This window comes from Bacillus sp. 005/A4HT-01/001 (genome assembly GCF_004634445.1).
GTDB lineage: Bacteria > Bacillota > Bacilli > Bacillales > Bacillaceae > Bacillus > Bacillus altitudinis.
Genome location: NZ_SEIZ01000010.1, coordinates 40,754 through 61,456, shown reverse-complemented (window position 1 = coordinate 61,456; position 20,703 = coordinate 40,754). Strand labels below are relative to the sequence as shown.

Sequence of the window (20,703 nt, the reverse complement as noted above, 5' to 3'; positions counted from 1 at the left end):
CTGAGGTGGAAGCGTGGTGACACGTGGAGCTGACAGATACTAATAGATCGAGGACTTAACCTATATTCTAATGTGAAAAATGAACATTGTTATCTAGTTTTGAGAGAACATTCTCTCCATCAGGTTTGGTGGCGATAGCGAAGAGGTCACACCCGTTCCCATACCGAACACGGAAGTTAAGCTCTTCAGCGCCGATGGTAGTTGGGGGTTTCCCCCTGTGAGAGTAGGACGCCGCCAAGCTTTTCAAAGGATCAGTTCCAATCGGAACTGGTCTTTTTTGTGTTTTTGGGACGTTTGGTACCAGATAAATGTGGAAATAATATTGTTAGTTGAGCGATTATCTTGAAAAATCGATCGAAAAAATTTATAGTAAGATTAAAGTCAAATATAGTCAAAGTCAATGGAGGAGGAGGCGGAGTGGCACAAAATATTTCTGATATCATCGAGCAGTATTTGAAGGAAGTCTTGGATCAGAATGGTCGAGAAATATTAGAAATTAAACGCAATGAAATTGCAGATAAGTTTCAATGCGTACCTTCACAAATTAACTATGTTATCAATACACGCTTTACGAGCGAAAGAGGTTATATCGTCGAAAGTAAGCGTGGCGGCGGTGGCTATATCCGTATCATTAAAGTCAAAATGAATGATGAAGTCGATTTATTGAACAACATTATTTCCCAAATATATCATCGTTTATCACAGGCTGCATCTGATCATATCATCATGCGTCTTGTTGAGAACAACATTTTATCCGAAAGAGAAGCAAAGATGATGATTAGTGTCATGGACCGTTCTGTTTTACACATTGATTTACCTGAACGAGATGAACTGAGAGCTCGGATGATGAAAGCGATGTTAAATGCTTTGAAATTAAAGTAAAGCGGGTGAAAAGATTGATTTGTCAAGAATGCAATGAGAGACCAGCCACTTTTCACTTTACGAAAGTAATAAATGGAGAAAAACAAGAAATGCACATATGTGAACAATGTGCAAAAGAAAACAGTGATTCATATGCTATGAGTGGAAACCAAGGTTTCTCGATTCACAACTTATTATCAGGCTTATTGAATATTGATCCTAGCTTTACCACAAGTGCGAATAAAGGATCATCTATTTTTCAAGAGGCAAGAGAAGTGGATCAATGTCCTAAGTGTGGCTTAACTTTTCAGCAATTCAGGAAAACAGGCCGTTTTGGCTGTGCAGAATGTTATCGAACCTTTGATCAGTATTTAAATCCTGTTTTAAGGAAAGTCCATAGTGGAAATACAGTCCATAATGGAAAAGTCCCTAAACGGATTGCCGGCAGTCTGCATGTTCGCCGGAAACTTGAGTTAATGCAGCAAGAACTAAAGCAGCTAATTGAACAGGAAGAGTTTGAAAAAGCAGCGGAAGTTCGAGATCAAATTCGTGCATTAGAGCATGAGCAATCTCAGCAGAGGGAGGGAGATTAACGACATGTCGCTCCAGCATTTTATTCAAGACGCATTAAGTCAATGGATGAAACAGAAAGGACCAGAAAGTGACATTGTTCTAAGCAGTCGTATTCGGTTGGCACGCAACCTAGAGCATGTTCGTTTCCCAACTCAGTTTTCTCAAGAGGAGGCTGAAGCTGTTCTTCAGCAATTCGAGCAAAAGTTTGTGAGCCAGGAAGTGAAGGACATTGGAAACTTTGTTCTGATTCGAATGAATGAAACGCAGCCTTTGGCTAAAAGGGTACTTGTTGAAAAGCATTTGATTAGCCCCAATTTAGCAGAATCAAGATTTGGCGGCTGTTTGCTTTCAGAAAATGAAGAAATCAGTGTCATGCTGAATGAGGAAGACCATATTCGTATTCAATGCTTGTTCCCAGGATTTCAGCTGGCTAATGCACTAAAAGCAGCTAACCAAATAGATGACTGGATTGAAGAGCAAGTGGATTATGCGTTTTCTGAAAAGCGAGGATACTTAACGAGCTGTCCGACCAATGTAGGTACAGGTATTAGGGCTTCAGTCATGATGCACTTACCAGCATTAGCCCTGACAAGACAAATGAATCGCATTATTCCTGCAATTAATCAATTAGGTCTTGTGGTCAGAGGAATTTATGGTGAGGGTAGCGAAGCAATAGGAAACATCTTTCAAATTTCAAATCAAATGACACTGGGTCAATCAGAAGAAGATATTGTAGATGACTTGAATAGTGTGACGGCGCAGCTCATTGAACAAGAGCGATCTGCACGTAAGGCATTATATCAGACGTCTAAAATTGAACTTGAAGACAGAGTGTACCGTTCCTTGGGGATTTTGGCTAATTGTCGCATGATTGAATCTAAGGAAACGGCTAAGTGTTTGTCAGATGTGCGACTTGGAATTGATTTAGGTATCATTAAGGGGCTTTCAAGTAATATACTGAATGAACTCATGATTTTGACACAGCCTGGCTTCCTTCAGCAATATTCAGGAGGAGCCTTGGAACCAAATGAAAGAGATATAAAACGAGCAGCAATTATTAGAGAAAGGCTGCGCTTAGAAATGCATAGGAATGGACAGGAGGATGAAACGATATGATGTTTGGAAGATTCACTGAAAGAGCTCAAAAGGTATTAGCACTTGCACAAGAAGAAGCCATTCGCCTAGGCCATAAGAACATCGGAACAGAGCATATTTTACTTGGTCTTGTACGTGAAGGTGAGGGCATTGCCGCAAAAGCATTAGAAGCACTGGGCCTTGTTTCAGATAAAATCCAAAAAGAAGTCGAGAGCTTGATTGGAAGAGGGCAAGAGGTGTCTCAAGCTATTCCTCATTACACACCTAGAGCGAAGAAGGTTACGGAGCTTTCTATGGATGAAGCGAGAAAGCTTGGTCATTCCTATGTAGGGACAGAACATATTCTTTTAGGTCTTATTCGTGAGGGAGAGGGTGTAGCTGCCCGTGTCTTAAATAACCTCGGAGTAAGCTTAAATAAAGCACGCCAGCAAGTATTGCAGCTTCTAGGCAGCAATGAAACGGGTGCATCTGCGGCAGGATCTAATAGCAATGCCAATACACCAACTTTAGATAGCTTGGCAAGAGACTTAACGGCTATTGCGAAAGAGGACAGCTTGGACCCTGTGATTGGCCGTAGCAAAGAAATTCAGCGTGTCATTGAGGTCCTAAGTAGAAGAACAAAGAATAACCCTGTCTTGATTGGAGAGCCTGGTGTTGGTAAAACAGCGATCGCAGAAGGCCTCGCACAGCAAATTATTCACAACGAAGTGCCTGAAATTTTGCGTGATAAACGAGTCATGACACTTGATATGGGAACCGTTGTAGCGGGAACGAAATATCGTGGTGAATTCGAGGATCGTTTGAAAAAAGTCATGGACGAAATCCGTCAGGCTGGAAATATCATTCTCTTCATTGATGAGCTTCATACACTGATTGGTGCAGGAGGAGCAGAGGGTGCGATTGATGCCTCTAATATTCTAAAACCATCTTTAGCACGTGGTGAGCTTCAATGTATCGGGGCAACAACGTTAGATGAGTACCGTAAATATATTGAAAAAGATGCTGCACTTGAACGTCGATTCCAGCCAATTCAAGTGGACCAGCCATCTGTTGATGAAAGTATTCAAATTTTAAGAGGGCTTAGAGACCGTTATGAAGCACATCACCGTGTGTCTATTACAGATGAAGCCATTGAGGCGGCGGTAAAGCTTTCTGATCGTTATATCTCTGATCGTTTCCTTCCAGATAAGGCGATTGACTTAATTGATGAGGCGGGTTCAAAAGTTCGTTTACGTTCTTTCACAACACCGCCTAATCTAAAGGAACTTGAGCAAAAGCTGGATGAAGTACGCAAGGAAAAGGATGCAGCTGTTCAAAGTCAAGAATTCGAAAAAGCCGCTTCTCTTCGTGATACGGAGCAACGTTTGCGTGAAAAGGTAGAAGTGACGAAGAAATCTTGGAAAGAAAAGCAGGGACAAGAGAATTCAGAGGTTTCTGTGGATGATATCGCAATGGTTGTTTCTAGCTGGACGGGAGTACCTGTTTCAAAAATTGCTCAAACAGAAACAGATAAGCTTCTAAACATGGAACAATTGCTCCACTCTCGCGTCATTGGACAGGATGAAGCAGTTGTTGCTGTTGCAAAAGCTGTAAGACGTGCCCGTGCTGGACTAAAAGATCCGAAACGTCCGATAGGCTCCTTTATTTTCTTAGGGCCAACAGGTGTTGGTAAGACTGAGCTTGCAAGAGCACTCGCTGAGTCTATCTTCGGTGATGAAGAAGCGATGATTCGTATTGATATGTCTGAGTACATGGAAAAACACTCGACTTCAAGACTTGTTGGATCACCTCCAGGCTATGTGGGCTATGATGAGGGCGGTCAGCTGACTGAAAAAGTGAGAAGAAAGCCGTATTCTGTCGTGCTTCTAGATGAGATTGAAAAGGCGCACCCTGATGTGTTTAACATCTTACTTCAAGTGTTAGAAGATGGTCGTCTCACTGATTCTAAAGGTCGTACTGTTGACTTTAGAAATACGATTTTGATTATGACTTCAAACGTTGGAGCTAGTGAGCTGAAGCGCAATAAATATGTTGGCTTTAACGTGCAGGATGAAAGTCAAAATTACAAAGATATGAAAGGCAAAGTAATGGGTGAGTTGAAACGTGCGTTTAGACCGGAGTTCATCAACCGTATTGATGAAATCATTGTCTTCCACTCACTCGAAAAGAAACATCTAAAAGAGATTGTGTCTCTCATGTCTGATCAATTGACAAAACGACTAAAAGAGCAGGACCTTTCAATTGAATTGACGGAAGCAGCAAAAGCCAAGATTGCCGACGAAGGCGTAGATCTTGAGTATGGTGCTCGTCCGTTAAGAAGAGCGATTCAAAAGCACGTCGAGGATCGACTTTCTGAGGAATTGCTGAAAGGCAATATTGAAAAGGGCCAACATATCGTATTAGATGTAGAAGATGGAGAAATTGTCGTAAAAGCAACGGCTGCTACGAACTAATATAGTAAGAAAAAAGTGTGAGGCATACCAGTAAGTTGGATGCCTCCCTTTACTTATTTTCTGACCAGTATAAGGAGTTGTATTCTTCAATCTATGGCTAAGTCAAAATCAAAATTTATATGCCAATCGTGCGGTTATGAGTCAGCCAAATGGATGGGGAAATGTCCCGGCTGCGGCACTTGGAACAGTATGACAGAAGAGGTCGTTCGTAAAGAGCCGGCAAATCGTCGAAGTGCGTTTAATCATTCTGTTCAAACCATTCAAAAACCTTCACCTATATCTGCAATTGAAACATCCGAAGAACCCCGAATTAAAACGAATTTAGAAGAATTTAACCGAGTATTAGGAAGTGGAATTGTCAAAGGTTCACTCGTTCTTATTGGCGGTGATCCTGGGATTGGGAAGTCCACACTATTATTACAAGTTTCAGCACAGCTATCAGATCAAAATCAGAATGTGTTATACATATCTGGTGAGGAATCAATCAAACAAACGAAGCTTAGGGCGGACCGTCTCGGTATTGAAAGTGCCTCTTTACATGTTTTGGCTGAAACCGATATGGAGTATATAACGTCTGCTATACAAGAGATGAAACCCGCTTTTGTTGTGGTCGATTCAATTCAAACCGTTTATCAAAGCGATATCACGTCAGCTCCTGGATCTGTTTCTCAGGTGAGGGAATGCACTGCCCAGCTGATGAAAATTGCCAAGACGAATGGTATTCCTATTTTTATCGTTGGTCACGTGACGAAGGAGGGCTCGATTGCTGGGCCGCGCCTTTTAGAGCATATGGTAGATACAGTTCTTTATTTTGAAGGGGAGCGCCATCATACGTTTCGTATTTTACGGGCAGTGAAAAACCGTTTTGGTTCAACGAATGAATTAGGAATTTTTGAAATGAGAGAGGAAGGGCTCACAGAGGTATTAAACCCATCAGAAATCTTCTTAGAAGAGCGGTCAGCAGGTGTATCTGGATCGTGTGTTGTTGCCTCAATGGAAGGAACAAGACCTGTTCTAGTGGAGATACAAGCACTTATTTCACCGACGAGCTTTGGGAATCCACGGAGAATGGCTACTGGCCTTGATCATAACCGAGTGTCATTGCTTATGGCCGTTTTAGAAAAACGGGTAGGGCTGCTACTGCAAAACCAAGATGCCTACTTAAAGGTCGCAGGTGGTGTGAAACTTGATGAACCAGCGATAGACTTGGCTATTGCCGTTAGTATTGCATCAAGTTTTAAAGATGCAGCGCCGCATCAAGCAGATTGCTTTATAGGAGAAGTGGGTCTGACGGGAGAAGTCAGAAGAGTATCAAGAATTGAACAGCGTGTGCAGGAAGCTGCTAAACTAGGATTTAAGCGAATGTTTATTCCTCAGGCGAATATAGATGGATGGAAAAAACCGAGAGGGATTGAGTTAGTCGGTGTAGAAAATGTAGCAGAGGCACTTCGTATTTCACTAGGGGGATCATAGAAATGGAAAAAGAGAAAAAAGGAGCGAGAGAAGTCGATCTCTTAGATATTGTCCAGTTTGTGGCACCGGGGACACCCCTGCGGGCAGGGATTGAAAACGTCCTAAGAGCCAATACTGGAGGGCTCATTGTTGTTGGTTATAACGATAAAGTGAAAAGTGTGGTAGATGGAGGATTTCATATTAATTCTGCTTTCTCCCCAGCACATTTATATGAATTGGCGAAGATGGATGGGGCGATTATTTTAAGTGACTCTGGTCAAAAAATCTTGTATGCGAATACACAGCTCATGCCGGATGCAACCATTCATTCATCAGAAACAGGCATGAGACACCGAACAGCTGAACGTGTAGCAAAGCAGACAGGTTGCTTAATCATTGCCATTTCTGAACGTCGGAACGTCATTACCTTATACCAAGGGAATCGACGATATACGCTGAAAGATATTGGTTTTATTTTGACGAAGGCCAACCAAGCGATACAAACACTTGAGAAATATAAAACCATTTTAGATCACGCCATTTCTGCGTTGAGCGCCTTAGAATTTGAAGAGCTTGTGACCTTTGGTGATGTATTATCCGTGCTACATCGTTATGAAATGGTACTTAGAATCAAAAATGAAATCAATATGTATATCAAAGAGCTTGGGACAGAAGGACACTTGATCCGTCTGCAAGTCAATGAGCTGATTACAGATATGGAGCAGGAAGCGGCGTTATTTATTAAAGATTACGTGAAAGAAAAGATCAAAGATCCATATGTGCTACTGAAACAGCTCCAAGATATGTCGAGTTTTGAGCTTTTAGATGACTCCATTTTGTACAAGTTACTTGGCTATCCAGCATCTACAAATATTGACGAATATGTGTACACTAGAGGATACAGATTACTTCATAAAATCCCTAGACTGCCTATGCCAATCGTTGAAAACGTGGTCGAAGCATTTGGTGTGCTAGATCGAATTATGGAAGCAGATGTACAAGATTTGGATGAAGTAGAAGGAATTGGAGAAGTAAGAGCGAAAAAGATAAAAAAAGGATTAAAAAGACTGCAAGAAAAACATTATATCGACCGTCAGCTATAAAAAGAGAAATTTTTCTTAAATACGGTTAAAAATGGATGAATATGGGTATATTAATGATGGTTTTGTTTTCTGTTCATGATGATAGGAAACTTAAGCATATATCAATGTCAGATGAAGGTGGATTGACAGATGAAAAATAAAGGAGGTGAAGGTATGTTAAAAAGAATCGTTCAGGCGTTTTTTATCATTTTCGGTGCAGTTGTAGGGATTTTTATCATTCCAGAGTTATTTCTGCTGTTAAATGTGAAGGACATACCTTTCATAACAAATGCTTACTCTTCAGCACTAATAGGAGCCGCTGTGTTCTTTATCATTGGTAAATGGTGCACAGGCTATGTGGTTAATTGGGTGAAATGGATCGAGGATTCTCTATTGAAGGCGCCTCTTCCTGATCTTATATCTGGAAGTTTCGGTTTAGTATTTGGACTTATTCTAGCATATCTTATTGTAAACGTGATCCCGCTAAACAATATCCCATATCATATTTTTGGTACCATTATTCCGATTTTCCTGGCTTTCTTTTTAGGATACCTTGGATTTCAGGTAGGGTTTAAGAAGAAGGATGAAATGATGGGGCTGTTCTCTCGATCTGCAAAGGTCACAAAGAAAAAAGGAGCAGCTGATGATGAACCTGAAATAGAAGATAAAAAGCTGAAAATTTTAGACACAAGTGTTATCATTGATGGAAGAATCGCAGATATTTGTCAAACTGGATTCCTAGAAGGTGTGATGGTCATTCCTCAATTTGTACTTGAGGAATTACAGCATATTGCCGACTCTTCTGATGTATTAAAGAGAAATAGAGGCCGAAGAGGTCTTGATATTTTAAATCGTATCCAAAAAGAACTGGATATTAAAGTTGAAATTTACGAAGGTGACTTTGAAGATATTCAAGAGGTTGACAGCAAGCTTGTGAAACTCGCTAAGTTAACTTCAGGTGTTGTTGTGACAAATGATTTTAATTTAAATAAAGTATGCGAACTTCAAAAAGTAGCAGTGTTAAACATCAATGATCTAGCCAATGCAGTCAAACCGGTTGTACTGCCTGGGGAAGAAATGAAGGTACAGGTCATCAAAGATGGGAAAGAGCATAACCAAGGTGTTGCTTACTTAGATGACGGTACGATGATTGTGGTCGAAGAAGGACGCAATTATATTGGAAAAGACATTGATGTGCTCGTCACGAGTGTGCTGCAAACTGCTGCTGGAAGAATGATTTTTGCGAAGCCAAAACTTCTGGAGAAGGCGCTCTAAAGGGAGAACGAACATGTATTATGAAGTAGTTATTCCGGCTGCGGGGCAGGGGAAGCGAATGAAGGCCGGCCGCAATAAACTTTTTATTGAATTGAAAAGAATGCCGGTCATCATCCACACACTGAAGGTGTTTGACGCTCATTCACAATGCAGACGCATGATCTTAGCGATCAATGAAGAAGAGCGTCGTGACTTTGAAAGGCTACTGAAGGTACACGCTTTTCAAACGCCTGTTTCACTTGTCACTGGCGGTGAAGAACGGCAGCAAAGTGTATACGAAGGATTGAAGGCTGTGCAAGATGCGGACATCGTGCTTGTTCATGATGGCGCAAGGCCTTTTATTAAGCATACACAGATTGACTTGCTCGTTAAAGCAGCGATTGAAAAAGGCTCCGCAGTCGTAGCGGTACCAGTGAAAGACACAATCAAACGCGTTCAAGAAGGCAAAGTGGAACAAACCATTGAACGTCAGAGCTTGTGGGCAGTCCAGACCCCACAAGCTTTTCGTCATTCTATTTTAAAAGAAGCGCATGAACATGCGGAGCGGACAGGCTTTCTTGGAACAGATGACGCCAGTCTTGTGGAACAATTACACGGTGAGAGTGTGTATATTGTCCAAGGAGACTATACCAATATTAAACTGACAACACCGGATGATTTATTGGTTGCCAAGGCAATTATGGATGCGGAAAGAGGGTACTAGAACATGTTTAGAATAGGACAAGGTTTTGATGTACATCAATTAACAGAGGGAAGACCTCTTATTATTGGCGGTGTGACGATCCCTTATGAAAAGGGTCTACTTGGGCATTCAGATGCGGATGTACTGCTTCATACTGTGGCGGATGCCTGCCTAGGTGCGATTGCAGAAGGAGATATCGGCAGACATTTCCCAGACACGGATCCGGAGTTTAAAGATGCAGACTCTTTTAAATTACTTCAGCACGTGTGGGCGCTTGTAAAAGAAAAAGGCTATACACTGGTGAATATCGATTGCACGATCATGGCGCAAAAACCAAAGATGGCACCATACATTCAGCCAATGTGTGAGAAAATCGCAGAAGCCCTTGAGGCAGATGTCACACAGGTGAATGTCAAAGCAACAACGACAGAGAAACTTGGATTTACAGGAAGAGGCGAAGGAATTGCCTCTCAAGCAACCGTACTTCTTCAGAAAAAGTAAAATCCGTTTTGATGAGAATGGGTTTTGATGATAAAATACGTTTATAAAAAATTGGTGTCAGACAACATGATGCAGATGAAAGGAAGTTAAACTCATGGGAAATGAAGTGCGTGTTCGTTATGCACCGAGTCCAACTGGTCATTTACATATTGGGAATGCTAGAACGGCTCTTTTCAACTATTTGTTCGCACGCAGCCAAGGCGGCAAATTTATTATTCGAATCGAGGATACGGATCAAAAGCGTAATGTAGAAGGCGGAGAAGAAAGCCAGCTTCGCCATTTGCAGTGGCTCGGGATTGATTGGGACGAGAGCATTGATAAAGATGGGGGCTACGGTCCTTACAGACAATCAGAGCGTAATGATATTTACAAAAAATATTATGACGAGCTGCTAGAGAAAGACTTGGCGTATAAGTGCTATTGTACGGCTGAAGAACTAGAAGAAGAGCGTGAAGCACAAATTGCCCGCAGTGAAATGCCTCGATACTCTGGTAAATGCAGTCATTTATCAAAAGAAGAAGAGGACAAGCTGATTGCTGAAGGAAGAGAGCCAAGCATCCGCTTCCGAGTGCCTAAAGGAGAGATCATCAAATTTGATGATATGGTCAAAGGCGAGATTTCATTTGAAACAGACGGCATCGGTGACTTTGTCATTGTGAAGAAAGATGGTACGCCAACGTATAACTTCGCTGTAGCAGTGGATGATCATTTGATGAAAATGACTCACATTCTTCGTGGTGAGGATCACATCTCGAATACACCTAAACAAATTATGGTCTTCAATGCATTTGGCTGGGATGTTCCGCTGTTCGGACATATGACGCTGATTGTAAACGAGAACCGCAAGAAATTAAGCAAGCGTGATGAATCAATTATCCAGTTCATCGAACAGTATAAGAACTTGGGCTATTTACCAGAAGCTTTGTTTAACTTCATTGCACTACTTGGGTGGTCTCCAGTTGGTGAAGAGGAACTATTTACAAAAGAGCAGTTCATCGATATTTTCGATGTCAATCGACTTTCTAAGTCACCAGCTCTCTTCGATATGCATAAACTAAAATGGGTGAATAACCAATACGTAAAAGCACTTGATCTTGATCAAGTTGTGGCTCTTACACTTCCACATCTTCAAAAGGCAGGCAAGGTAAGCGAGCAGCTGTCAGAAGAAGAAAACACGTGGGTGCGCAAACTCATTTCTCTATACCACGAGCAATTGAGCTACGGAGCAGAAATTGTTGAGTTAACAGAGTTGTTCTTTAAGGAACAAATTGAGTATAATCAAGAGGCAAAGGAAGTTCTTGCAGAAGAGCAAGTACCAGAAGTGATGGCTTCGTTTGCAGGTCAGCTTGAACGTCTAGAGTCTTTCACACCTGATGAAATCAAAGCTGCCATTAAAGCGGTACAAAAAGAAACAGGGCATAAAGGCAAGAAACTATTCATGCCAATTCGTGTGGCTGTCACAGGACAAACGCATGGCCCAGAGCTTCCGCAAAGTATTGAACTACTAGGTAAAGAGACGGTATTAAACCGCATTAAACAAATATAAGGAAAATCGTTGCGAGGGAGAAGTACAATGTTTTCGCCTATCACAGAAAGAGTCTTCACCGGCTGAAAGAGACTTATGGGCAGACGTTGGAAATGCACCCTCAAGACCCTTGAGGAACACGTATGTTAGTATGCAAGGGCGGTACCCTCCGTTATGGGATGAAGTTGAGAAGGCTGCGAAATGAGGGCTTTCTAAACAGAGTGGAACCGCGTTTTCAAAACGTCTCTGTCATATGGCAGAGGCGTTTTTTATTTGTCCAAAAAAGAGAGCAAGTCCTAAGAGAGATTGATGGGGAAGAACGGGGGGAGCATGTGTTTTTCAAAATGCTGAAAGAAGATATTGATACTGTGTTTGATCAAGATCCTGCTGCTAGAAGCTATCTTGAAGTAGTGCTAACCTATTCAGGGCTTCATGCGATTTGGGCTCATCGTGTTGCGCATGCATTTTACAAGCATAAGCTGTATTTTCTTGCGCGGATCATTTCTCAGGTCAGCCGGTTTTTCACAGGGGTTGAGATTCACCCAGCAGCAACCATCGGCCGGCGGTTCTTTATTGATCACGGCATGGGCGTCGTGATTGGGGAAACATGTGAAATTGGCGATAACGTCACTGTTTTCCAAGGCGTGACATTAGGGGGAACAGGGAAAGAAAAGGGAAAGCGGCATCCAACTATTTTGGACGATGCCCTGATTGCGACTGGTGCTAAGGTGCTCGGTTCCATTACCGTAGGAAAAGGGTCCAAGATTGGTGCGGGGTCTGTTGTGTTAAAAGACGTACCAGACCATTCCACTGTTGTAGGTATACCTGGGCGAGTGGTCGTTCAAAATGGAAAGAAAATCAATCGTGATCTCAATCATCAAGATTTGCCAGATCCAGTTTCTGATCGTTTCAAAGAATTGGAGCGAGAAATGGAAAAGCTAAAACGTGAGCTGGCTTCATTGAGCAGAAAGGAAGAACAATCATGACAATCAATATTTATAATACATTGACACGTAAGAAGGAAGAGTTTGTCCCACTTGAACCAGGAAAGGTCAAGATGTATGTGTGCGGACCAACCGTGTATAACTACATTCACATCGGGAATGCAAGACCTGCCATTGTATATGACACGGTACGTAAGTATTTAGAATATAGCGGCTATGATGTGAATTTCGTATCCAACTTTACTGATGTGGATGATAAACTCATCAAAGCAGCAAATGAATTAGGCGAAGATGTCCCAACGATTGCTGATCGATTTATCCAAGCATACTTTGAGGACGTCAGTGCATTAGGCTGCAAAAAAGCAGACCTTCACCCGCGAGTGACAGAAAATATGGATGATATCATTGCGTTTATCGCCACATTGATTGAAAAAGGCTACGCCTATGAAGCAGATGGTGACGTGTATTACAGCACACGCTCATTTGAAGGCTACGGAAAACTGTCTCACCAATCGATTGATGAATTAAAGACAGGTGCCCGTATTCGTGTAGGTGAAAAGAAAAGGGATGCACTCGACTTTGCATTATGGAAGGCCGCAAAGGATCAGGAGATTTCTTGGGATAGCCCGTGGGGCGAAGGGCGTCCAGGCTGGCACATCGAGTGCTCTGCGATGGTCAAAAAATATTTAGGCGATACGATTGACATTCATGCTGGCGGACAGGATTTAACGTTCCCTCACCACGAGAATGAGATTGCTCAATCTGAGGCTTTGACAGGAAAACCTTTTGCGAAGTATTGGATGCATAACGGGTATATTAATATTGAGAATGAAAAAATGTCAAAATCACTTGGGAACTTTGTGCTCGTACATGACATTATTAAAGAACAAGATCCAGATGTGCTTCGTTTCTTTATGCTGTCGGTTCACTATCGTCATCCAATCAATTACTCCATTGACTTATTGGAAAGTACAAAGAGTGCATTTAACAGACTCAAAACATCCTATTCAAATCTACATCATCGCCTTGAGAGCAGTACCAATTTAACAGAGGATAACACTGAATGGCTGACAAAGATTGAAGAGCAGCGAGCGACATTTATTTCTGAAATGAATGATGACTTCAATACGGCAAATGCCATCTCTGTTTTATTTGAACTAGCGAAACAAGCGAATTACTATATGGAAAATGATCATACTTCTGAGGAAGTGATCAAGGCATTTATTGGCTTGTTCCAAGAAATCACATCCGTCCTCGGCTTCTCACTAGAAGAAAAGCACACGCTTGACGAAGAGGTAGAAGCATTAATTGAGAAGCGGAATGAAGCTAGAAGGAATCGTGACTTCGCATTGTCTGATCAAATTCGTGACCAGTTAAAGAGCATGAATATTGTATTGGAGGACACTCCTCAAGGTACGCGCTGGAAAAGAGGAGAATAGGTCATGTTGAATTTTGAAAAGCTGAAAGACGGAAAACAGTTGAACGGACTTGCACTTGCTTATATGGGTGATGCCATTTTTGAAGTATACGTGAGGCATCACCTCCTCCAAACGGGGGCGACCAAACCAAATGAGCTTCATAAACGTGCAAGTAAGATCGTTTCAGCTAAATCTCAGGCCGCTATTTTATTTGAGCTTCAGCAGAAGGGCTTTTTCACAGAAGCGGAAGAAGCGGTGCTGAAAAGAGGAAGAAATGCAAAATCAGGCACAGTGCCTAAAAACACAGACGTTCAAACGTATCGTTATAGTACAGCGTTTGAAGCGCTCATGGGTTATTTATTTATTGAGAAGCAGGACGAACGCTTAGAAGAGTTGATTAGTCAGGCGATTGAAATCGGAACGTCAGGGAGGAAGACAAATGAGTCAGCAACATGATTATGTGATTGGGAAAAATGCAGTGATTGAAACACTGAAGTCAGATCGGGAGTTATACAAGCTCTGGATGGCAGAAAACACTGTAAAAGGACAAGCCCAGCAGGTCATTGAACTCGCGAAAAAGCAAAATATCACCATTCAGTATGTTCCGAGGAAAAAGCTTGATCAGATGGTAACAGGTCAGCACCAGGGAATCGTTGCACAAGTAGCAGCATATGAATATGCAGAATTGGACGATCTGTATCAAATTGCTGAAAAGCGGAATGAACAACCATTTTTCATCATCTTAGATGAAATTGAAGATCCGCACAATTTAGGGTCGATCATGCGTACGGCCGATGCTGTTGGTGCACATGGAATCGTCATTCCAAAACGACGAGCGGTAGGCTTGACGACAACTGTTGCGAAAGCATCTACTGGAGCCATTGAACATATCCCGGTCGCAAAAGTAACCAATCTTTCCAGAGCTCTTGATGAAATGAAAGAAAGAGGAATCTGGGTCGCAGGAACAGATGCATCTGCGAAGCAGGACTACAGACAATTTGACGGCACGATGCCTCTCGCTCTTGTCATCGGCAGTGAAGGAAAAGGAATTGGCCGATTGATTAAGGAAAAATGTGATTTCTTGATTAAATTGCCAATGGCCGGGCAGGTCACTTCATTAAATGCATCAGTTGCCGCTAGTCTATTGATGTATGAAGTGTATCGAAAACGTTATCCGTTAGGAGAATAGAGATGGACATCCTCTTAGTCGATGGATACAACATGATAGGTGCATGGCCTCGTTTGCAGCACTTAAAAGAAAACAGCTTTGAAGAAGCCAGAGACGTGCTGATTCAACATTTAGCAGAATATCAAGCATATACAGGGTATCGAGTCATTGTCGTATTCGATGCCCATATGGTCAAAGGAATCGAAAAGAAGCGGACAAACCACCGAGTAGAGGTCATCTTTACAAGAGAAAATGAAACGGCTGATGAGCGGATTGAAAAACTGGCACAAGACTTGAATAACATTCGGACGCAAATTCATGTGGCGACCTCTGATTATACAGAACAATGGGCAATTTTTGGACAGGGTGCACTTCGTAAGTCAGCACGAGAGCTCTTAAGAGAGATAGAAGTGATTGAACGAAAGATTGAAACACGTGTCAAAAAGATTACTTCTGATAAACCAGCATCCAAAATTGAATTGTCAGAAGATGTATTGAAAACGTTTGAAAAATGGCGGCGGGGAAACTTGGAATAGCTTGACGATATTTCAACCATTATTGTATAATATTTCTATCTAGGTGCGGTCGGGGGGATCGAAGTGAATCTAAACAACAGCAAGGGTAAGTCCATCAGAGAGCAATTTTGCCAGTTGGAAGATGAACAAGTCATTGAAAGGGTTCATGTCGGAGATAGTGATGCGCTAGATTATTTAATAACGAAATACCGCAATTTTGTACGTGCGAAAGCAAGATCTTATTTCTTGATTGGAGCGGATCGAGAGGACATTGTCCAAGAGGGGATGATCGGACTTTATAAGTCTATCCGCGATTTCAGAGAGGACAAGCTTACTTCATTTAAGGCTTTTGCAGAATTATGTATTACCCGCCAAATTATCACCGCAATTAAAACAGCTACTCGCCAAAAACATATCCCGTTAAATTCCTATGTATCATTAGACAAGCCGATATACGATGAAGAATCGGACAGAACATTATTGGACGTCATTTCCGGTGCTAAAGCGCTTAACCCAGAAGATTTAATCATTAGCAAAGAAGAATTTGATGATATTGAAATGAAAATGGGTGAATTACTAAGCGAGCTGGAAAGAAAGGTACTTGTGCTTTATCTTGATGGTAGGTCCTATCAGGAGATTTCTGAAGATTTAAACCGTCATGTGAAATCAATTGATAACGCACTCCAAAGAGTAAAGAGAAAATTAGAGAAATATTTAGAGCTGCGCGAGATCAGTCTCTAATCAAACCTATATTGACAGCTTTTTCGACACTGTGATAAGGTACTAAGGAAATGATGTCGAGAAAATAGGTGTAAATATGAGGAAAAAGATTACTCTAGCCTGTAAAGACTGCGGAAGCCGCAATTATACGACAATGAAAAGTGTTGCTTCAGCAGCTGAAAGATTAGAAGTTAAGAAATATTGCAAGACTTGTAATTCACATAAAACACATTTAGAAACGAAGTAGGATTTGCGTTCTTTAATCTGTGGAGGTCTTTTACATGCGTATTATCAGTTTCTTAAAAAGTGTCGGGAAAGAAATGAAAAAGGTCAGCTGGCCAAAGAAAAACGAAATGGTCCGCTACACGATCACTGTTATTTTAACAGTCGTATTTTTTGCCATCTTTTTCTCTTTTCTTGATATAGGAATCTCACAATTAATCGAATTAATTCATTAATACTTGAATAATGGTCTGCTGAACGTGCTATAATAGATCATAATATGACTTGCCAAAAAACCCGTTTTACGGGTTTTTTCAATTGCTTGAAAATATTTACCGGTACTCGAGATTCGTCAAATAGACATTACGAAATGTGGGGAGGGAAGGACTAAATAGTCCTGAACGAAAATGGAAAAGAATTGGTATGTTGTGCATACGTACTCTGGCTATGAGAACAAAGTGAAAGCGAACTTGGAAAAGCGTGTTGAATCAATGGGCATGCAGGATAAAATTTTCCGCGTTGTTGTACCAGAAGAAGAAGAAACGGACATTAAAAACGGTAAGAAAAAAGTAGTGAAAAAGAAAGTATTCCCTGGATATGTGTTAGTAGAAATCGTCATGACTGACGATTCTTGGTATGTCGTTCGTAATACACCAGGTGTGACAGGATTCGTTGGATCAGCTGGATCAGGCTCTAAGCCGACAGCGTTATTACCTGGCGAAGCAGAAACCATTCTGAAGAGAATGGGGCTTGAAGAGCGCAAGACAGAAATCGACTTTGAACTTAAAGAAACAGTCAAGGTCATCGATGGACCATTTGCTAACTTCACAGGCTCTATCGAAGAGATTGATTATGATAAAAGCAAAGTCAAAGTATTCGTTAATATGTTTGGTAGAGAAACTCCTGTGGAACTTGAGTTCACACAGATCGATAAATTGTAATTTAAAAGAGCTTGAAATGAGTGTATAGAAGTGGTAATATAGCAAAGGTACGTCTTGAGTTCGCTCAAGATCGCTAGCTAGTTATTTCGTCATTCATATAAAGAATGAAGTTGTTGAGTGGGAGGGGGATTCCCCTATTACCACATCACGGACTTTAAGGAGGTGTGTCTCGTGGCTAAAAAAGTAGTTAAAGTTGTTAAATTGCAAATTCCTGCTGGAAAAGCTAACCCAGCTCCACCAGTTGGACCTGCACTAGGTCAAGCCGGTGTTAATATCATGGGATTCTGTAAGGAGTTTAACGCTCGTACAGCTGACCAAGCTGGTCTTATCATTCCTGTTGAAATTTCGGTTTTTGAAGACCGTTCATTTACATTTATTACTAAAACTCCACCTGCTGCAGTTTTACTTAAAAAAGCAGCTGGTATTGAGTCTGGTTCTGGTGAACCTAACCGTAATAAAGTGGCAACTGTTAAGCGTGATAAAGTACGCGAAATCGCGGAAACAAAAATGCCTGACTTAAACGCTGCTAGCGTTGAATCAGCTATGCGCATGGTTGAAGGTACTGCACGCAGTATGGGTATTGTCATCGAAGATTAATTTTTTGTCTTGTTGGGTTGCGAGTTTGGTTTTGACAAGTTCGCAACCCTTATTCGTGGGAGGTTATTCCGCTAAAACCACATAAGGAGGATTTTTATAATGGCTAAAAAAGGTAAAAAGTATGTAGAAGCTGCTAAGCTAATCGAACGTACTAAAGCGTATGATGTAGCTGAAGCTGTTTCTCTTACAAAAAAAGCAAATACAGCGAAATTTGATGCGACTGTAGAAGTTGCTTTTCGTTTGGGCGTAGACCCTCGTAAAAACGATCAACAAATCCGCGGTGCAGTTGTACTTCCTAACGGAACTGGTAAAACTCAACGCGTTCTTGTGTTCGCTAAAGGCGAAAAAGCAAAAGAAGCAGAAGCTGCTGGAGCAGACTACGTTGGAGATTCTGATTACATCACTAAAATCCAACAAGGCTGGTTCGAATTCGATGTAATCGTTGCGACACCTGACATGATGGGTGAAGTTGGTAAGATCGGTCGTGTACTTGGACCAAAAGGTCTTATGCCAAACCCTAAAACAGGAACTGTAACTTTCGAAGTTGAAAAAGCAATCAATGAAATCAAAGCTGGTAAAGTAGAATACCGCGTTGATAAAGCTGGTAACATCCACGCGCCAATCGGAAAGGTTTCTTTCGAGGACGAAAAGCTTGTTGAGAACTTTGCAACAATCTATGACACAATCCTTAAAGCGAAACCTGCAGCGGCTAAAGGTGTATACGTGAAAAACGTTTCTGTTACATCTACTATGGGCCCTGGCGTGAAAGTGGACCCATCTTCTTTCTCTGCAAAATAATTCTTGACTTGTCACAACCGTTTTGATAATATCAAAATGTTGTAAAATAGAATAATCATTTATACCGTAGACAGCAGGGGCCTTATGGCTTAATTAACCCGCCGAGGTGTATATGTCACAGTCTTACGTTAACGTATGCTTGTATATACAGCCTCCATGTCTTAATGGAGGCTTTTTATATGGAGAACCGTTCGTTAGGAACGTGATGGCCTGATCGGTATAAGTGTTACACAAAGAATGTACAGGAGGTGTAACCATGAGCAATGCAATCGATACTAAAAAAGTTGTCGTTGATGAAATTACTTCTAAATTTAAAGACAGTTTGTCTACTGTAATCGTAGATTACCGCGGTCTTTCAGTTTCTGAAGTGACTGAACTTCGTAAACAGCTTCGTGATGCTGGTGTAGAATTCAAAGTTTACAAAAATACTTTGACTCGCCGTGCAGTTGAACAAGTTGAACTAACGGGTTTAAACGATTTCTTAACAGGTCCAAACGCTATCGCATTCAGTAACGAAGATGTTATCGCACCTGCGAAAATCATCAACGAATTTGCGAAAAGCCACGAAGCTTTAGAAATAAAAGCTGGTGTTATCGAAGGAAACGTAGCGACTGTAGAAGAAGTGAAGGCTCTTGCGGAACTTCCGTCTCGCGAAGGCTTACTATCTATGTTGCTTAGCGTTCTTCAAGCTCCAGTTCGTAACCTTGCTCTTGCTACTAAAGCAGTTGCAGATCAAAAAGAAGAACAAGGCGCTTAATGCGTACTTGACGTAAAAAACTTAAAAATGGAGGAATTACAAATGGCTTTAAATATCGAAGAAATCATTGCTTCAGTTAAAGAAGCAACTGTACTTGAGTTAAACGACTTAGTAAAAGCAATCGAAGAAGAATTTGGCGTAACTGCTGCTGCTCCTGTAGCTGTAGCTGCTGGTGGCGGTGCTGCTGCTGAAGAAAAAACTGATTTTGATCTAGTACTTGCTGGTGCTGGAGACCAAAAAATCAAAGTTATCAAAGTGGTTCGTGAAATCACTGGTCTTGGCTTGAAAGAAGCTAAAGAACTTGTTGACAACACTCCAAAACCACTTAAAGAAGGTATTGCTAAAGAAGAAGCTGAAGAACTTAAAGCTAAGCTTGAAGAAGTTGGCGCTTCTGTAGAAGTTAAGTAATCTTCGCCTAATCTTTTGGGAAAGCTCGCTTTTACTGGCGGGCTTTTTCTTTTCTTATCTCCTGAAACGATTGAATCCAGAGGAGGTCCATTCACCATGAGTGACCACTATTATACGGAAAAGCCATCAGTGAAAAGCAATAAACAGACATGGGACTTCACCTTGAGAAACCGTAGCTTTACTTTTACAAGTGACAGTGGAGTGTTTTCTAAGAAAGAAGTCGACTATGGTTCGAGGCTTTTAATTGAAGCTTTTGAAGAACCTGACTTGGATGGCGACGTCTTAGATGTCGGTTGCGGTTATGGACCGATCGGCTTATCGTTAGCAAACGAAATGACAGGCCGCACCATTCATATGATTGATGTGAACGAAAGAGCAGTCGAACTTTCAAAGGAAAACGCTAAGCATAATCGCATTGATAATGTCCGCATCTATCAAAGTGATTTGTTCTCGAATGTTCATTCATCAGCTGCTTTTGCCTCTATACTGACCAATCCCCCAATACGGGCAGGGAAGAAAGTAGTACATGCGATCTTTGAAAAAAGTGCTGATCATTTATTGCCGGAAGGTGAGTTGTGGGTGGTTATTCAGAAAAAACAAGGTGGACCATCTGCGATTGAGAAATTAGAGCAACTTTTTGGAGAAGTGACGGTCGTTATGAAAAAAAAGGGCTACTATATTATCAAAGCTAAAAAAGTTTGACGCAGTTTCCTAGC

The 20,703-nt window shown here is 41.4% G+C and carries 24 protein-coding genes, 1 rRNA gene and 2 other annotated features; all 25 genes read left to right on the top strand.

The window, feature by feature from the left end; translation table 11 throughout:
• Nucleotides 1–124 precede the first annotated feature (124 nt).
• The 25 genes from rrf (at nt 125) to ES896_RS19120 (ending at nt 20,689) form a co-directional block, all read left to right on the top strand.
• Nucleotides 125–240, top strand: a 5S ribosomal RNA gene (gene rrf, locus ES896_RS19240).
• A 177-nt stretch (nt 241–417) separates the two neighbouring features.
• Nucleotides 418–882, top strand: a complete 465-nt coding sequence (locus tag ES896_RS19235) for a CtsR family transcriptional regulator (RefSeq protein WP_003217184.1) — start codon at nt 418–420, stop codon at nt 880–882.
• Nucleotides 883–896: 14 nt separating this feature from the next.
• The gene (gene mcsA, locus ES896_RS19230) at nt 897–1,454 is read left to right on the top strand and encodes a protein-arginine kinase activator protein McsA (protein ID WP_007496258.1); all 558 of its coding nucleotides are present in this window, start codon (nt 897–899) and stop codon (nt 1,452–1,454) included.
• A gap of 4 nt (nt 1,455–1,458) precedes the next feature.
• Nucleotides 1,459–2,550, top strand: coding sequence for a protein-arginine kinase McsB (gene mcsB, locus ES896_RS19225; protein ID WP_017366451.1), 1,092 nt, complete (start codon nt 1,459–1,461; stop codon nt 2,548–2,550).
• Complete coding sequence (gene clpC / locus ES896_RS19220; RefSeq protein ID WP_007496263.1) at nt 2,547–4,982, top strand: ATP-dependent protease ATP-binding subunit ClpC; 2,436 nt, start codon at nt 2,547–2,549, stop codon at nt 4,980–4,982. Before mcsB ends, clpC begins: the two co-directional genes overlap by 4 nt.
• 93 nt (nt 4,983–5,075) lie before the next feature.
• Nucleotides 5,076–6,455: a DNA repair protein RadA gene (gene radA, locus ES896_RS19215; protein WP_017359160.1), complete on the top strand. Its 1,380-nt coding sequence runs from the start codon at nt 5,076–5,078 to the stop codon at nt 6,453–6,455.
• 2 nt (nt 6,456–6,457) lie between these two features.
• Nucleotides 6,458–7,537, top strand: coding sequence for a DNA integrity scanning diadenylate cyclase DisA (gene disA, locus ES896_RS19210; RefSeq protein ID WP_007496267.1), 1,080 nt, complete (start codon nt 6,458–6,460; stop codon nt 7,535–7,537).
• Nucleotides 7,538–7,690: 153 nt separating this feature from the next.
• On the top strand, nt 7,691–8,791 hold the full coding sequence (locus ES896_RS19205; RefSeq protein WP_003217214.1) for a PIN/TRAM domain-containing protein: 1,101 nt from the start codon (nt 7,691–7,693) through the stop codon (nt 8,789–8,791).
• Between the two features lie 13 nt (nt 8,792–8,804).
• Nucleotides 8,805–9,494, top strand: a complete 690-nt coding sequence (ispD, locus tag ES896_RS19200) for a 2-C-methyl-D-erythritol 4-phosphate cytidylyltransferase (protein WP_008345432.1) — start codon at nt 8,805–8,807, stop codon at nt 9,492–9,494.
• A 3-nt stretch (nt 9,495–9,497) separates the two neighbouring features.
• Entirely contained in the window at nt 9,498–9,974 is a 477-nt protein-coding gene (gene ispF, locus ES896_RS19195) for a 2-C-methyl-D-erythritol 2,4-cyclodiphosphate synthase (RefSeq protein WP_007496273.1), read from the top strand.
• A gap of 94 nt (nt 9,975–10,068) precedes the next feature.
• A complete protein-coding gene (gene gltX / locus ES896_RS19190) occupies nt 10,069–11,520 on the top strand; it encodes a glutamate--tRNA ligase (RefSeq protein ID WP_035391581.1) in 1,452 nt (483 codons plus the stop codon).
• Nucleotides 11,521–11,750 (top strand) — a binding site (T-box leader).
• A gap of 81 nt (nt 11,751–11,831) precedes the next feature.
• Nucleotides 11,832–12,485, top strand: coding sequence for a serine O-acetyltransferase (cysE, locus tag ES896_RS19185; protein WP_129548438.1), 654 nt, complete (start codon nt 11,832–11,834; stop codon nt 12,483–12,485).
• Entirely contained in the window at nt 12,482–13,882 is a 1,401-nt protein-coding gene (gene cysS, locus ES896_RS19180; RefSeq protein ID WP_008345429.1) for a cysteine--tRNA ligase, read from the top strand. The genes cysE and cysS overlap by 4 nt, the downstream gene beginning before the upstream one ends.
• A gap of 3 nt (nt 13,883–13,885) precedes the next feature.
• A complete protein-coding gene (locus tag ES896_RS19175; protein ID WP_008345428.1) occupies nt 13,886–14,317 on the top strand; it encodes a Mini-ribonuclease 3 in 432 nt (143 codons plus the stop codon).
• Nucleotides 14,301–15,050: a 23S rRNA (guanosine(2251)-2'-O)-methyltransferase RlmB gene (rlmB, locus tag ES896_RS19170; RefSeq protein WP_008345427.1), complete on the top strand. Its 750-nt coding sequence runs from the start codon at nt 14,301–14,303 to the stop codon at nt 15,048–15,050. The genes ES896_RS19175 and rlmB overlap by 17 nt, the downstream gene beginning before the upstream one ends.
• A 2-nt stretch (nt 15,051–15,052) precedes the next feature.
• On the top strand, nt 15,053–15,565 hold the full coding sequence (gene rae1 / locus ES896_RS19165; protein WP_007496285.1) for a ribosome-dependent mRNA decay endonuclease Rae1/YacP: 513 nt from the start codon (nt 15,053–15,055) through the stop codon (nt 15,563–15,565).
• A 63-nt stretch (nt 15,566–15,628) separates the two neighbouring features.
• Nucleotides 15,629–16,285 (top strand): RNA polymerase sporulation sigma factor SigH, encoded by a 657-nt coding sequence (sigH, locus tag ES896_RS19160; RefSeq protein WP_008345424.1) that lies wholly within the window; start codon nt 15,629–15,631, stop codon nt 16,283–16,285.
• A gap of 76 nt (nt 16,286–16,361) precedes the next feature.
• Nucleotides 16,362–16,511 (top strand): 50S ribosomal protein L33, encoded by a 150-nt coding sequence (gene rpmG / locus ES896_RS19155; RefSeq protein WP_008356502.1) that lies wholly within the window; start codon nt 16,362–16,364, stop codon nt 16,509–16,511.
• 34 nt (nt 16,512–16,545) lie between these two features.
• Nucleotides 16,546–16,722 (top strand): preprotein translocase subunit SecE, encoded by a 177-nt coding sequence (gene secE, locus ES896_RS19150; protein WP_008345422.1) that lies wholly within the window; start codon nt 16,546–16,548, stop codon nt 16,720–16,722.
• Between the two features lie 171 nt (nt 16,723–16,893).
• Nucleotides 16,894–17,427, top strand: coding sequence for a transcription termination/antitermination protein NusG (nusG, locus tag ES896_RS19145; protein ID WP_003217197.1), 534 nt, complete (start codon nt 16,894–16,896; stop codon nt 17,425–17,427).
• A 171-nt stretch (nt 17,428–17,598) separates the two neighbouring features.
• Nucleotides 17,599–18,024: a 50S ribosomal protein L11 gene (gene rplK / locus ES896_RS19140; RefSeq protein ID WP_003216956.1), complete on the top strand. Its 426-nt coding sequence runs from the start codon at nt 17,599–17,601 to the stop codon at nt 18,022–18,024.
• Nucleotides 18,025–18,123: 99 nt separating this feature from the next.
• The gene (gene rplA / locus ES896_RS19135) at nt 18,124–18,822 is read left to right on the top strand and encodes a 50S ribosomal protein L1 (RefSeq protein WP_007496292.1); all 699 of its coding nucleotides are present in this window, start codon (nt 18,124–18,126) and stop codon (nt 18,820–18,822) included.
• A 46-nt stretch (nt 18,823–18,868) separates the two neighbouring features.
• Nucleotides 18,869–19,009: a sequence feature (ribosomal protein L10 leader region), on the top strand.
• Between the two features lie 69 nt (nt 19,010–19,078).
• Nucleotides 19,079–19,579, top strand: a complete 501-nt coding sequence (rplJ, locus tag ES896_RS19130) for a 50S ribosomal protein L10 (RefSeq protein WP_007496293.1) — start codon at nt 19,079–19,081, stop codon at nt 19,577–19,579.
• A gap of 42 nt (nt 19,580–19,621) precedes the next feature.
• On the top strand, nt 19,622–19,987 hold the full coding sequence (gene rplL, locus ES896_RS19125; protein ID WP_008345418.1) for a 50S ribosomal protein L7/L12: 366 nt from the start codon (nt 19,622–19,624) through the stop codon (nt 19,985–19,987).
• Between the two features lie 96 nt (nt 19,988–20,083).
• The gene (locus ES896_RS19120; protein ID WP_007496296.1) at nt 20,084–20,689 is read left to right on the top strand and encodes a class I SAM-dependent methyltransferase; all 606 of its coding nucleotides are present in this window, start codon (nt 20,084–20,086) and stop codon (nt 20,687–20,689) included.
• Nucleotides 20,690–20,703: the final 14 nt, after the last annotated feature.